Here is a 12,847-nt window from a genome sequence, read left to right as displayed (position 1 = left end):
AATACCTCAAACGAGTCGACCAGAATGGGTTTCAAGCTTGCTCCAGGTCCCTTTTCACCCCTGGGCAGGTGACTCGTTTGAGGTAAATCGGTGACCCGTCTGAGGTGAATCGGTGACCCGTCTGAGGGATTCCGTCGACTCGTTTGAGGGATTCCGTCGATCCATTTGAGGAATAGCGGACTGAGTAACCCCAGAAATACGGTGCATACACTGCCAAAAATGGTCCCTTGATTGACAATCAAATCAATTCTTTCTTTATTGACTGTAAAATCAGATCAACGTGGACATCCGAGTCAATGAGCTCGACCTAACCCGGGCGGGCGTGATCAGCGTACAACGCAGCCTTCCCAGCACGGACACCAGCTGGCAGGTGGACTATGCCATCGGGGACGTGATGTACCGCGTGCATGGCAATGCGTTCTACGGTCGCCCGCATGGTCAGGACGCGGACATCCTTCTCTCCATCCAAACGTTGTTTTTTCGTGCCGGCTGCCCAGATACCAATTCAATCGAAGTGATGGGATCCACGCTACTGACCCTGAGCGGGCATCCGAAAAATGGTCAGTATTACAGCCGCCTCCGTGAATCCCTGCTCCGTCTGTGGGGGGTGAAATGGACGATGGTCCGCACCCGGTGGGATGAAAAGCACAGCCGCCACCAGGGTGACACAACCGCCACCAGCCTGATCGCGGAGTTGCGGCTGGTCGACCAGACCACGGGGCAGCACCGGCCTTTCGAGGAGCGCGAACTGAATGAGAGTTGCCCCGTCGAAATTACGCTGGTGCCCAGCTTTGCGGCGTCTATTCGGGCGGGCCTGTTTCAAATTCTTGACGGGGAACTGCTCTCCCGGTTGGGTCAGCCTCAGGCCCGCAGTTTGTACCGTGTCCTGCAGGCGCACCGGGTGATGCCCGATGGGTCCCTATCGGGCGAACTGATCCTTCCGCTGAGCGACTGGCTCGTGGCGTGTGGGCTAGAGAACGAACGGCTTGACAATGCCAAACGCATGTTAGAACTGGCCCACGATCGTCTCAGAGCGGAAGGGTACCTGCATGAGGTGGCCTTTACCGGGCGGGGCAAGTCCGGACAGATTAAGTATGTTTTCTCGGCCGCGCCGGAACCCGAAGCTGTGGAACGGCTGATGGAGCGGGGCGTGACTCGCCCGGTCGCGGAGGCTTTGGCAGCAGATCATCCAGAACGTGTTGTTCCGGCCCTCAGGACCATTGATGAGCGCTTGAGCACTGGTTGGAAACCCAGGTCGCTGGCAGCGTCCTTGGTTGATGCCGTGCGCAATCCAGGGAAGTGGGGGTATACCGCCCAGCCCACCGGCAAGAAAGCGCCACCGGCCACCAAAAGGAAAAAGCTCCACGACGACAACCATGATGTGCCGGCAGATCCGCGGGAAACCATTCTGGTGCTTCTCCGCCTGAAGCTTGGTCGTGCGCCCAGCAGGCGTGCCGTAATGGCCGTCGAAGAGTTGGACGACAAGGCTTTGACGGCCGTGCGCGAGGCGTTGGAACGGCCAAAAGCAGAGGCGTTGAAGCTTGTAAAGGCGCTGCTCTGCGCTGATTTGTGAGGGTTGAACGGCGCGCAGAGAGTGGAGTCCATTCGGTCCCAGTACCTTGGCGCATGGTGGAGAATGGGGAGCCGTGGGTGGAAGGGCACTCCTCACGGCGCCATTCTCCACCATGCGCATTCAAGTTCGCTCGCGCTGCTCGGTTAAAAAGAAATCCGCACTTTGACAGATGCTCTCTTGATAACGGCGTGCGTTTGCGGGAGTCCTACCTCGCTTGAGGCGCGAGAAAGCTGGCCAGCACACAGGACGTCCTACCGCGATCAATGCCGGTTTATGCCGCTACCACTACGTGCGCTGCCATGCGTCACGCTGAGCAGTCGTCTTCAGGGTGTTGTACCCGGCGGCTCAATCTCCGTCCGGCGCTCACGCCATCCTCGCGCAGTTGCCAGACTCCATCCCAGAATTAAGCCCCACACGGGGGCGCTCACGCCCAGCCAAGTCAGCCCCGAGGCTGTCACCACCAGCGTCAGCAACGCCGCTTCCCGCCAGCGGCGCTCGGCAACCATGGTGCCCTCACGGCCCATGAGGAGAGGTCCGAGTAGGGCGAGCCCGGCCAGGCCCAGGAGCAACGGGCCCGGGAGCACACTCACCCATCCGAGCACCACGCCTGCGTTCAAGCTCAGGGTCAGGTACCCAGCAGCGCAGGTGAGTCCAGCGATGTAGCGTTTCTCAGGCTCTGGATGCGCCTCAGGCCCAGTGCAAATCGCAGCCGTTATGGCTCCGAGGTTCAGCGTGACGCTTCCAAACGGCGCGGCAAGAAGGCCAGCCAGTCCAGTGAGGGCCACCAGGGGCCGCGGTGGTACATGGCGGTACCCACTCGCACTCAGAATGGCCAGACCTGGCAGGTGCTGTGAGGCGACGGCAAGCAGCACGCTGGGCACGGTAACAGCAACAAACGCCCGCATGCTGAAGGTGGGAGCGGTGAACGTGAAATGCACAGGGCGTGGGGCACTGCCCGGATGCATGGCGCCAGTGAGGATTGCCGCGCTCAGGCCGGCAAGCAGCGCCAGCGGCACCGCCCAGCGAGGAGCAAACGCCCGGCCCAGGAGGTAGGCAACCAGCATAGGAATCAGGAGGGCAGGCGCCATGGGAATTGCGCTGATGCCCCGCAGAACAAATGGGAGCAGAACACCAGCGAGTAGGGCGGCTGCCAGCGGCGGAGGCAGGCGGCGGGCAATCCAGTCGAACAGACCGGTGAGGCCGATCAGGGTCAAGGCCAGTGCTGCCAGGAGAAGCGCTCCAACGGCTTCTCCCGGCGTAAAGCGGGGGCCCTCGGCGATCAGCACGGCGAGTCCGGCGGTGTTCCAGCCCAGGATAACGGGTGCGCGGAACGTCAGGCACAGGATGGCCCCAGAGATGGCGAGAGCAACGTACATGCTCGCGAGGCTGCTTACGGACTGCTCGGGCGTGAGCTGGAGGGCACCGAACATCTGCACGAAGAGCGGGAGATTACTCGCCGCGCTGACCGTCACGGCGATCAGTCCGGCCATGACGGCCGTGAGAGGCAAGGGTTTCAAGGAGCACCCGGCGGCGGGGGCGCGACTTCAGCGCGGCGCTGCGGCAGCGCCGCGTACCGCGGCACCTTGCCGCTGGGGGTCTTCGGGAGCTCCTCAATGAAGTGCACCGCACCTGGGTACGCATGCGCCGCGAACGGCCGCTTGACCAACTGCCGCAAATCCGCCGCGAGTGCCCCGTTCCCAGGGTCGTTCGCCCTCAGGACGGCACACGCCTCCAGCACCTCGCCCCGCAGGGCGTCAGGCGCGCCAATCACCGCGGCTTCCATAACACGTGGGCGCGTCGCCGGCACACGCTTTACCTCAAACGGCCCGATCCGGGAACCGGCCATAATCACCGCGTCATCGTCGTGGGAGGAAAAGGAGAACGCACCGTCCTTATCGACGCTCCCGGCGTCGCCCGTCACGTGCCACCCGCCACCTTCGGTGTAGCGCTCGGCAGTCTTCACCGGGTCCCCCGCGTATCTGGTAAACCACAGCAGCCGACTGCCCACGACTTCAATGGCCACCCGGCCGACCTGGCCTGGCGAAAGGACAGTGGCCCACGCCTCGTCCAGGATGGCGGCAGACCAGCCAGGCAGCGGCCGGCCCATGAAGCCTGGACGGACTCCCAGCCAGCATCGGCCCAGCCGTTGACGATGACCATGCCGTGTGCCGTCTGGCCGTCGTGATCGCGCACCGTTACGCCGGGGTTCCGCTTGGCCCAGGCCATGACGTCGGGCGCCGGCAGTTCCACCGCTGAGGAGGCCCGCCGCAACCGGATGGCCGCGGTCAGCGGTGTGGGCTCCGCCCACACCGCCCGGTACACCGTGGGAGCAGCGGCAAAATGGGTGACGCCGAAGCGCTCCATCACTTGCCAGGTCAGCGCGGGGGAGAAGCCCGCGCGCAGCAACAGACTGGGTACGCCGGCAGCGAGAGGTCCGAGGACCGCGCCGTACGGTCCGTACGCCCACCCGGGATCTGCCGCGTTCCGGAAGACGTCCTCCGAGGAAACGTCCAGGCCAAACCCCAGGTACGCCTGGAAGGAAGCCGGCGTGCGGAGCGGCGCCGGGACACCTTTCGGCGTCTCCGTTGTGCCTGAGGTGAACGGCAGCACCACCGGGCCATTTCCCCCGGTAGCGACCGCCTCGGCCTCCGGTTCGTTCCCGGTATCGGCAGCGAGCAGTTCCTGGAAGGCGATCTGCCCCTGCTCCAGGGCATCCCCAGTGATGATCACCTGCCGCCCGCTCCCTTCGGAGCGCTTTCCCGCCTGATCGCGGTCCGGCCACCACGACCCGGGCCCGGGCGCCCCTGGCTTCCAGCCATATCTCGAGGGCAGGAGGCGCAAAGGCCGTGAAGAGCGGCACGTGCGCGGCGCCCCGCCGCCGGATGCCGAGCAGTGCCACGACCAGCTCCTTGGACGTGGCCATCAGGACGGCCACGGTGTCCCCCTGCTCAACGCCGAGACCAGCCAGGGCCGCAGCGAACCGTGCGGACGCCCGCCGGAGGTCGCCGTACGTCAGGTCACGCGCCGTCATGCCGGACTCCACAGCGGTAAGTGCCCCCGCACCTTCGGGGTGCCTGTCACACAGCAGGTCAGCCGCAGTTGCACAGGGGAAGTCGTAGATGGCGAGCAACTCGCCGGTCCGCTCATCGGCCGACATGGTGTTCTCCTTGGAGGCGCCGGCCTTCACCGGCGGATGATGGTGTTCCTCGGCCCGGAGCGCTGGGGTTCAGCGGATCTGCAACAAGACCTTGCCCTGGGTGTTTCGCCCTTCGATGTAGCGGTGCGCTGCCGCGGCCTCGCCAAGCGGAAACGTCTGATCCACGCGCAGTTGGAGCGACCCATCCTCCACCCACGTGAACAGCTCCTGGCTACGCCAGAGCAGTTCCTCTCGGTTGGCCGCGTAATGCGCGAGGCTGGGGCGGGTCAGAAACAAGCCGCCTTTCTGGTTGAGCAGTTGCGGATCCACCGGCTCGACCGGTCCGCTGGACGCGCCGTACAGCACCATGTAGCCACGCGGCTTCAAGACGTTGAGCCCCTTCAGGAACGTGTCGCGCCCGACGGCATCGTAAATCACGTTGACGCCCGCACCGCCCGTCAATCGCTTCACCTCCGCTTCGAAGTCCGCCTCGCGGTACAAGATGACCTCGTCAGCGCCCATCGACCGCGCCAGGGCTGCTTTCTGGGCACTGCCGGCCGTGCCCAGGACCCAGGCGCCCCGCTTCTTGGCAATCTGTGTGAGCAAAAGGCCCACCCCGCCTGCTGCGGCGTGCACCAGGCAGGTGTCACCAGCCTTCAGGGGGTATGTACTCGACGCGAGGTAGTGCGCCGTCATGCCCTGGAGCATAATGGCCGCTCCCTGCGCCTCACTGATGGTCTCAGGGAGCGGCACCAGCTTCCAGGCAGGCACGACCACAGCCTCGGCGTAGCTGCCGCGGTGCATCGCGAACGCTACCCGCTGGCCAGGTTGAACCTCCGTCACGCCTTCGCCCACAGCGTCCACGACGCCAGCGCCCTCGTTGCCCATCACGGCGGGCAAAGGCAGTGGGTACAGGCCGGAGCGCTGGTACACGTCGATAAAATTCAGGCCTGCGAACGCAACCTTCACGCGGGCTTCTCCAGGACCCGGCTCCAACGTGGGAATCTCGTCGAGAACCAGGGCAGAGGCGTCTCCAGGCTGGTGGATGCGGATGGCTTTCATGGGCATAGCGTAAGCGGTCTGATGCCGGGCCTGAAGCAGCGGAGGACCGCGCAACCGCGGTCAACCGCCAGGCCCTGCTAAACGCGTTGAGCCCACAAGCCTGACTGCCGCACCTATTGGGCGCCCGCTCCCGCTGTCCGAACGCTTGGTCAATGGGGGCGTGACCTGCGCGGGAGTGGCGCAGCGGACGATGACGCCGTCCGGTCCCAGGACCGCCGACAGTCAGGGTGGCCTTCCACTGTGCCCGAACCTGCTTGGCCGGCCCTTTGAGGCCTAGCCGCCCAACAGGGTCTGGGCATCCGCCTGACGTACTTGCTGGCCCGTATTCCCGCGCCTTGGTGGGGTGCGCGGTGGACGGCGCAAATGACGGGCACACTGCCGCCGTCTGCCCTTCAGGTGGCAGGGCAGCTGGACGCCGCCCTCCCCTGCCAGGCCTGCTGCATCACGGCGGCTGAGACAGCCCATAGGCCAGCCGGGGTCTTTCAAGAAGAGCGGGCCGGCATGGTGGCCAGGAGCAGCGTGAGCCGCAAGGGAGGTTGCTGGTACAACCCCCCCATCCTGGAAAGCGCCTTGGGCTCTGGGAATCGGGCGCCGCTCGAAGACGTCAGCTTCCGCAGCCGGGGCGCTGCCCGGCTGGCAGCCTTCGGGTACGCGGAAGTCTTTTATAACGGTCAGTGCCGCCATTCCACCCTCAGGTCCTTGACGCCCCAGAAGGCCCGAACGTCAGGCCACCCGCCGTTGCACCCCGGTTGCGCACGATCGGGGCGGGTTCATACGGTCTACGGACCGGCCGTTCTCCCCTCTGCTGCGCGCCGTTGCACGTCCGCTCGGGTTCATCCGTTATTTCATCACGGATGAACCCCAATCCTCGTCCGCGGAGCACTGCCGCCTGAACACTGGAGGCGAAACAGGGCCAGCCTTTGCAGGCACGGGCCCGGCTTGCGCACACACTTCCGCCCCTTGCCTTTTATTGTTTCAACACCTATCTTTAGGGACATGGGCGCTTCGCTTCGCGACGAGATCAAGCAACACCGCCCCTTCCGCAGCCTGGAAGAGGAAGCGGGGCTCAACCTCCTGCGCACCACCCGGCTCCTTCTCGACCGTTCTGAGGCCTTCTACCGTGAGCACGGCCTCACGCCCACGCAGTACAACGTCTTGCGCATCCTGCGCGGCGCGGGCGACGGCGGCCTGGGGCGCAATGAGATCCGCGAACGTCTCTTGGACCGTATGCCCGACGTTACCCGCCTGCTCGACAAGATGGAGGACATGGGACTCGTGAAGCGTCTGCGCAGCACCACCGACCGCCGCTGTGTTCCCACCACACTGACGGACAAGGGCCGTGACCTCGTGAACGCCCTGGACGACCCTGTCGCCGCCATGCAGCGCGAGCAGTTCGGGCACCTCACGCCTGGACAGCTGCACTCCCTGATCGAGACCCTCACGCTGATCCGCGCGCGCCTCCCTCAAGAGTAGGCGCGTCATTCCCTTTCCTAGATGCTTGTTGTAACACTTAGCTGCATCACGAGGAGTTGCCTATGAACATTCCGCCCACCATTCCCTACCCCACCCTGCCCCTCGATCGCGTTGGCCTCAATCCGCCTCACCACACGCTCCCCGCGAATGTTCGCCTCGGCCCGGTTGTCCTCCAGATCAACGACCTCGGCGCCTCCCTCGACTTCTACAGGAGCGTCATCGGCCTGCACCTCCACCACCAGGACGACCAAGGCGGCCAGCGGACTGCCCGCCTTGGCACGCCCGACGGCCGGGTTCTCCTCGAACTCCGCGAGAAGCGTGGCGTGAAGTACGCCCCTCACCGCGGCCGCCTCGGCCTCTACCACGTGGCCCTGCTGCTCCCCACCCGCGGCGACCTCGGCCGTTTCATCGTGCACGCCCTCGGGCTGGGCGTGCACGTCGGGCAGTCAGATCACCACTACAGCGAGGCCACCTACCTCAAGGACCCCGACGGCCTCAGCGTGGAGGTCTACCGCGACCGGTCCCGCGAGGAGTGGCGCGTTACTCAGGACGGCGAGATCATCGGCGGCGGCGATGCCCTCGACCTCGCTGCCCTCACGGCTGCTGCGGGCGGAGCGCCGTGGACGGGCGTTCCCGACGGCACGACCGTCGGTCACCTCCACTTCTACGTCGGCGACATCGACGAGGCCGCCCGCTTCTACCACGCGGGCCTCGGCTTCCCCAAAGTCACCTGGCTGCTCACCGCCCCCACCGCCCTCTTCCTCGGCGCGGGTGGCTACCACCACCACGTCGGTGTCAACACCTGGGCGGCTGGAAGCGCTCCTTCGGACGACGACGACGCGCGCCTCCTCAGCTGGGACCTCGTCTTGCCCGATCAGATCACCTTTGAATCCGTGCTCGCGGGCCTTCGCGCCGAGGGCTTCGGCGTGACCGCTACCCCCGAAGGCACCCTCGCCAGCGATCCCTGGGGCATCACTGTTCGCCTCCGCACCAACGGATAAGGATTCTGGTAAATCAGTTATCTCATCACTGACTCACCCGAGCGGACGTGCAACGCTGCGCAGCAGAGGGGATCGAACGGCCGGTCCGTAGACCGTATGGGCTGTCCGCCCGTTACCTTCCGCCGCTCCCCCCAGGAGAACGTCATGACTCCGGTCACCAGCACGGCCCGTCCCGCCCGCACCCTGCGCATGAACGGGGTGGCGAGGAGGGCCTGAAGCGCCACCGCGTTCATGACGTTCGGCCTGATCAAGCCCGCCCAGCCCACCGCGCAACTTGCCTTTGCTGCCCAGCCTTACCCGCGTCCGCCCGGCCCTCACGCCGCTCGCCTCACTCGGCCTGATCACCGTGATGGTGCTCGCTCCGATCTTCCACGGCGTCCGTGGCGAGGCGAAGCTGGCGCCCATGAACCTCATCCTGGCCGTTCTTGCCGGTGTCATCGCCTGGGGCCGTATCCCCAAGGCGCCCGCCTCCCCTCCCCCCCCATCGCGGCCCACCAGTCCCCACCCAAGGAGTTCACGCCATGACCAGCCCCGCCTCGCAGGCCCACCGCACTGCGCCAATCGACCCGAAACTTTCCATGGGTGAGGTCGCCCTCACCGTCCGCAACCTCGGGGTCGCTGTCCGCTTCTATACCCTGGCGCTCGGCCTTACCCTCTTTACCCATCAGGACGGACAGGCCGTCCTTGGCACGCCTGACGGCCACCCGCTCGTCACCCTGTACGGTGACCCGCAGGCGCCCACTCCACCCGCGAACGCCACAGGTTTGTACCACCTCGCGGTCGCGTTCCCCACGCGGCCCGACCTCGCCCGCTGGTTGAAGCACGCTGCCGCGTTAGGCCTGCAACTCGGTCAGAACAACCACAAGACGCACGAGGCGTTCTACTTCAGTGACCCGGAGGGCAACGGCATCGAGCTCTACCATGACTGGCCGCGCGAGCAGTGGCCCTTCAAGGATGGGAGGTTTGCATCCTTCGACGGCGTGGCGATCGACATTCAGGACCTGCTCGGCACCCTCGCAGGCAACGACGCGGGCTGGACGGACGCGCCTGTCGCCACGCGTATGGGGCACGTGCACCTCAAGATGAGTGACACGGACGCGACGCGCACGTTTTACCGGGACGTCATGGGGTTCGACATCACTGCTGACGGTATGGGCGCCGTGTTTGCCGCTGCAGGTGGGTACCACCATCATCTCGGCAACAACGCCTGGCACAGCCGCGGTGGCCCCAAGGCGCCTGATGGCGCGCTGGGGCTGCGGCACTACACGCTGGAGCTGTCGAGCGGGGCGGAATTGGACGCGGTTACCGCGCGGTTGAAGGACGCAGGTGTCGCCGTCCTCGCGACGCCTGCGGGGCAGTTCACGCGTGACCCGGCAGGAAACCGAATGTTGCTGCGCGCCGGGCCGTCGACGATCGAGAGCGCCCTCGCTGCCCTGAGCGACACGGCGACTGCGTAAGCAGGTGCTGGCGCAGTCCGGGTCGCGCAGTTCCTCGGTGAGGCGCGAAGCGGATGTTCCAGTGGTCCAGGGTCTTGTGGCTGACCTTATGGACCGCGTTCGAGGAGCAGTTCCCGCACATCGCGCTGGCGGATACGAGATTAAGAGTCCATGGCATGCTTGCTCGAGGGAAAGAGGGGCAGCGACTTCACTTCCTATGGACAACTTCTGAGTCTTTCACACTCCCTCAAGATCAGATCCTCGACTTCTTGAATATCTCGAATCGCTTTGTCCTCCAATGGTGATTTCGATTTCGTGACTATGGATTCTGTGGGCAAATGCTTGGATGTACATGCTGGAAATGTGCACGGGAAAATATTAGTAGGGAATTCTGGGTTTCTTACCCGTGAGTCACCGCCCCTGGTAAGCAAAAGTACAATAATTTGATGCCCCTCAGGGTCAACAGCCTGCCCGAACTCTTTTGACGCAATCTCCATCGATGAGGTGCCAACACTGGTGAGAATCAGAAGCCCATTTTCTCCGACTAGAAGCTGCCAAGATCATTTTTGAAGTTTGGTAAGTGAAGTTGGGAATGAGCAGAATAGAAGGGTGAAGCGGCGTGGCTACCCGAGCGATGTGGACGACGATACGTACCTGTTCCTGTTGCCCTATCTGCTGCTGACTCCTGAGGATGCTCGGCAGCGGAAATACCCTCTCCGGGAGATTCTGAACGCCCTGATGTGGGTGGCTCGTACGGGAGCACAGTGGGCCTACCTCCCCCATGATTTCCCACCTGCAGAGACGGTGCGCCAACAGGCGCACCGTTGGTTCATCGCGGAGTGTTTCCAGAACGCGGCGCACGATCTGCGCTTGCTAACTCATGTGGAACAGCAAAAAACCCCTGAACCTACGGCCATCGTTATCGACAGCCGGACCTTGCAAAGCACACCAGAAAGTGGGCACCGTGCAGGATTCGACGGAGCAAAGAAGCGCAAGGGCACGAAAGTCCATCTTGCGGTCGATACCCTGGGTCATCTCTTGGCGGTGCTCACCTCACCCACGAACGAGCAGGATCGAGCACAGGTCAAAGACCTGTGCCTGGAGGTCCAGGAAGCCACGGGAGCTCACGTTCAGGTCGCGTTTGCTGACCAGGGCTATACCGGAGAACAGACCGCCCTGCAAGCCACCGAAGCTGGGGTTGAACTCATCGTGGTCAAGCGACCCGAGGCCTCCAAGGGCTTTATTTTGCTTCCTCAGCGTTGGGTCGTCGAGCGTTCCTTTGCCTGGTTTTCGCGCTTCATACGGATTCCGATTAATTTGTTATGCAAGGCCACCAATGGAAGAAGGTGAGAGAACGGATTCTCTCCCTCTGCTGTTCCAACCGACGACACTGCTCCGCAAGCAACACGGTCAGGTCTTCCAGGGTTTCGAAGTGACGATTCTTCAAGGGAGCATCGGTGAGGGACCAAAGGCGTTCGGCGGGTTGCAACTCTGGGGAGTAGGGCGGCAAGAAGACGAGCTCGATGCCCGGTGGGCACTTTAACTGCGGGGTGGCATGCCACCCCGCACCATCCAAGACCAAGATGATCTCCCGGGTCTTTCCAGCCTGTGTGTCGAGGGCAAAGCGATCGAGCACAGCCTGGAAGGCCGCCGTATTGACCGTCGGCAACAACCAGTACTGGCTCTCTCCCGTCTGAGGACAGACGAACGCACTGATATAGAGCCATTCATACCGGTGTTGGACACGCACGGTCGGTGCTTTGCCTCGCTCGGACCATTGTTTGCCGACGAGGGGTTTCAATCCCACACGGTGTTCATCCATGCACCAGACTTCTACCGCTCGTCCAGTTGCTTCAGTACGCGCCGTAGCTGCTTGGACCACGGCTGGGAGGATTTTTTTTGGAACGCTTCCTGAGTGACCTGGTTGGCCTCGACATGTCGAGGCCGAGGGACCTGGAGGCTATATCCCACCGCATCCAAAAACTCATAACAGCGGCTCAGATGCACGTCCTTCTCCAATTCCTGCTTTACCCAGGACTGCACTCGTGCACCATTCCAGACACCGCCGCTGGCGGTGTCTGCACGAATCGTCCGCGCCAGGAGGAGCACTTCGGCGTCGCTGAGCAGGGTCGGTGCACCACTGTTCTGGTGTCGCTGATCTTTGAGCCCCGCCAGACCATGTTGGTGGTACGCGTCGATGATTTTGTCTGCACCTTGATACGAGTAGCCCGTGAGCTTCAGGGCTTCAGCAGCGCTTTTCCCTTCTGCCAGGAACGCGAGGAGGTGACTGCGTCGTCGTTCCACCGCGCAGCTACTCCGGCCGTAGATGCCCCAGAAGTCTTCGGCCGTGTGTTGGAAAGTAACCGTTCTGATCTCATTATTATAACTGATTATTCGGAATCCGTATCAGACGCCTGGGTCGTGATCTGGAACGCCTGCCCACCACACTGATCGGCTTTCATTTCCTTGCCGCTTGCGTTCTGTTCTCCAACAAACTTCGCCCACTTTTTGTATAGTGTTCTTGGCAGCTTCTAACTGTACTTCGGGGAAATTCAGGGACCACTGAATAAAGCTGTGCAGGCGCGATAAGATCGGCATTGAGGTGGCAGGGGCCCACCTCCGCTCGTATGGTAGGAACGGTGTTTCCTTTGAGGTCATCGGGCTGGGTCAAGCGCAACCATTGAAGGAAGGTCAGAGCCACCATGCACAGCACGGGGTGGTGATGGAGGCCCTGCCAGGAACGACCCTCAAAGTGTGTCAATGGCGCAGTAAAAGTGATCACTTCCGGCGGAATAATTTTGACCACTCCCCCTGTGTTCAACGGCGCTTCACCTCCTGACCCGTCTCGCCGATCCCCACCAGTGCGCTGGGGAACAACCCAGATTTCTTCTTCTCCCGCAGGCGATATGACTCCCCCTTGATGTTCAACACGTGGCTGTGGTGCAACAGTCGGTCCAGAATGGCGCTCGCCACTACCGGATCTCCCAGCACTTCGCCCCAATCAGCAAAGCCCTTGTTCGACGTCAGGATCACGCTGCCCCGCTCGTACCTCGCAGCGATCAAGCCGAACAGGGCATTCGCCGCCAGGCGGTCATATGGCCACACGCCAAATTCATCGATCACCAGCAGCTTCGGCTTCGCGTAGTACCGCAGTCGATATTCCAGC

11 protein-coding genes and 4 pseudogenes are annotated in these 12,847 nt (G+C 63.3%); 6 read left to right on the top strand and 9 right to left on the bottom strand.

The features are described 5' to 3' along the window. Positions 1-280 precede the first annotated feature (280 nt). The gene (locus tag B9A95_RS29725) at positions 281-1,573 is read left to right on the top strand and encodes a replication initiator protein A (RefSeq protein ID WP_084051214.1); all 1,293 of its coding nucleotides are present in this window, start codon (positions 281-283) and stop codon (positions 1,571-1,573) included. A 323-nt stretch (positions 1,574-1,896) separates the two neighbouring features. Here the strand turns inward: B9A95_RS29725 and B9A95_RS29720 are convergent, their stop codons facing one another. From B9A95_RS29720 to B9A95_RS29710, 5 genes and pseudogenes are all read right to left on the bottom strand, one after another. Continuing rightward, entirely contained in the window at positions 1,897-3,090 is a 1,194-nt protein-coding gene (locus B9A95_RS29720; protein WP_245808583.1) for a benzoate/H(+) symporter BenE family transporter, read from the bottom strand. Beyond that, positions 3,087-3,536, bottom strand: coding sequence for an AMP-binding enzyme (locus B9A95_RS36460; protein WP_342744637.1), 450 nt, complete (start codon positions 3,534-3,536; stop codon positions 3,087-3,089). The genes B9A95_RS29720 and B9A95_RS36460 overlap by 4 nt, the downstream gene beginning before the upstream one ends. Then, entirely contained in the window at positions 3,533-4,303 is a 771-nt protein-coding gene (locus tag B9A95_RS34860; RefSeq protein ID WP_212648421.1) for an AMP-binding protein, read from the bottom strand. The genes B9A95_RS36460 and B9A95_RS34860 overlap by 4 nt, the downstream gene beginning before the upstream one ends. 52 nt (positions 4,304-4,355) lie before the next feature. Further along, positions 4,356-4,730, bottom strand: a pseudogene (locus tag B9A95_RS37410) (AMP-binding protein); the annotation flags it as partial. Between the two features lie 69 nt (positions 4,731-4,799). Beyond that, complete coding sequence (locus tag B9A95_RS29710) at positions 4,800-5,771, bottom strand: quinone oxidoreductase family protein (protein WP_084051272.1); 972 nt, start codon at positions 5,769-5,771, stop codon at positions 4,800-4,802. 996 nt (positions 5,772-6,767) lie between these two features. Here B9A95_RS29710 and B9A95_RS29705 point away from each other — a divergent pair. From B9A95_RS29705 to B9A95_RS29675, 4 genes and pseudogenes are all read left to right on the top strand, one after another. Beyond that, positions 6,768-7,244, top strand: coding sequence for a MarR family winged helix-turn-helix transcriptional regulator (locus B9A95_RS29705; RefSeq protein ID WP_084051212.1), 477 nt, complete (start codon positions 6,768-6,770; stop codon positions 7,242-7,244). A 62-nt stretch (positions 7,245-7,306) separates the two neighbouring features. Beyond that, positions 7,307-8,245 carry a VOC family protein gene (locus tag B9A95_RS29700; RefSeq protein WP_084051211.1) on the top strand — a complete coding sequence of 313 codons (939 nt, stop codon included), beginning with the start codon at positions 7,307-7,309 and terminating at the stop codon, positions 8,243-8,245. Between the two features lie 521 nt (positions 8,246-8,766). Then, complete coding sequence (locus B9A95_RS29685) at positions 8,767-9,702, top strand: VOC family protein (protein WP_084051208.1); 936 nt, start codon at positions 8,767-8,769, stop codon at positions 9,700-9,702. A 588-nt stretch (positions 9,703-10,290) separates the two neighbouring features. Then, positions 10,291-10,989: pseudogene (locus B9A95_RS29675) on the top strand (IS5 family transposase); the annotation flags it as partial. A gap of 4 nt (positions 10,990-10,993) precedes the next feature. Here B9A95_RS29675 and B9A95_RS29670 read toward each other — a convergent pair. Both B9A95_RS29670 and B9A95_RS29665 read right to left on the bottom strand, forming a co-directional pair. Further along, positions 10,994-11,503, bottom strand: a complete 510-nt coding sequence (locus B9A95_RS29670) for an IS630 family transposase (RefSeq protein WP_084051093.1) — start codon at positions 11,501-11,503, stop codon at positions 10,994-10,996. An 11-nt stretch (positions 11,504-11,514) separates the two neighbouring features. Next, positions 11,515-11,985, bottom strand: coding sequence for a winged helix-turn-helix domain-containing protein (locus B9A95_RS29665; RefSeq protein ID WP_084051205.1), 471 nt, complete (start codon positions 11,983-11,985; stop codon positions 11,515-11,517). 98 nt (positions 11,986-12,083) lie between these two features. On the opposite strand from B9A95_RS29665, the pseudogene B9A95_RS32930 reads away from it, so the two are divergent. Next, positions 12,084-12,197, top strand: a pseudogene (locus tag B9A95_RS32930) (IS5/IS1182 family transposase); the annotation flags it as partial. Between the two features lie 36 nt (positions 12,198-12,233). On the opposite strand, the pseudogene B9A95_RS37405 reads toward B9A95_RS32930, so the two are convergent. Both B9A95_RS37405 and B9A95_RS34310 read right to left on the bottom strand, forming a co-directional pair. After that, positions 12,234-12,442 (bottom strand): annotated as a pseudogene (locus B9A95_RS37405) (IS701 family transposase); the annotation flags it as partial. A gap of 56 nt (positions 12,443-12,498) precedes the next feature. Then, positions 12,499-12,847 (bottom strand): ATP-binding protein (locus B9A95_RS34310; RefSeq protein WP_170928860.1); only part of this gene is annotated, 349 nt, incomplete at its 5' end.

This window comes from Deinococcus hopiensis KR-140 (assembly GCF_900176165.1).
Lineage (GTDB): Bacteria > Deinococcota > Deinococci > Deinococcales > Deinococcaceae > Deinococcus > Deinococcus hopiensis.
This window is presented reverse-complemented; position numbering and strand designations above follow the sequence as displayed.

What these genes read in the sequence shown, in the direction of transcription:
- B9A95_RS29710 (WP_084051272.1), bottom strand. Translation starts at nt 5,771, where the DNA reads ATGAAAGCCATCCGCATCCACCAGCCTGGAGACGCCTCTGCCCTGGTT.
- B9A95_RS29705 (WP_084051212.1), top strand. Translation starts at nt 6,768, where the DNA reads ATGGGCGCTTCGCTTCGCGACGAGATCAAGCAACACCGCCCCTTCCGC.
- B9A95_RS29700 (WP_084051211.1), top strand. Translation starts at nt 7,307, where the DNA reads ATGAACATTCCGCCCACCATTCCCTACCCCACCCTGCCCCTCGATCGC.
- B9A95_RS29685 (WP_084051208.1), top strand. Translation starts at nt 8,767, where the DNA reads ATGACCAGCCCCGCCTCGCAGGCCCACCGCACTGCGCCAATCGACCCG.
- B9A95_RS29670 (WP_084051093.1), bottom strand. Translation starts at nt 11,503, where the DNA reads ATGGATGAACACCGTGTGGGATTGAAACCCCTCGTCGGCAAACAATGG.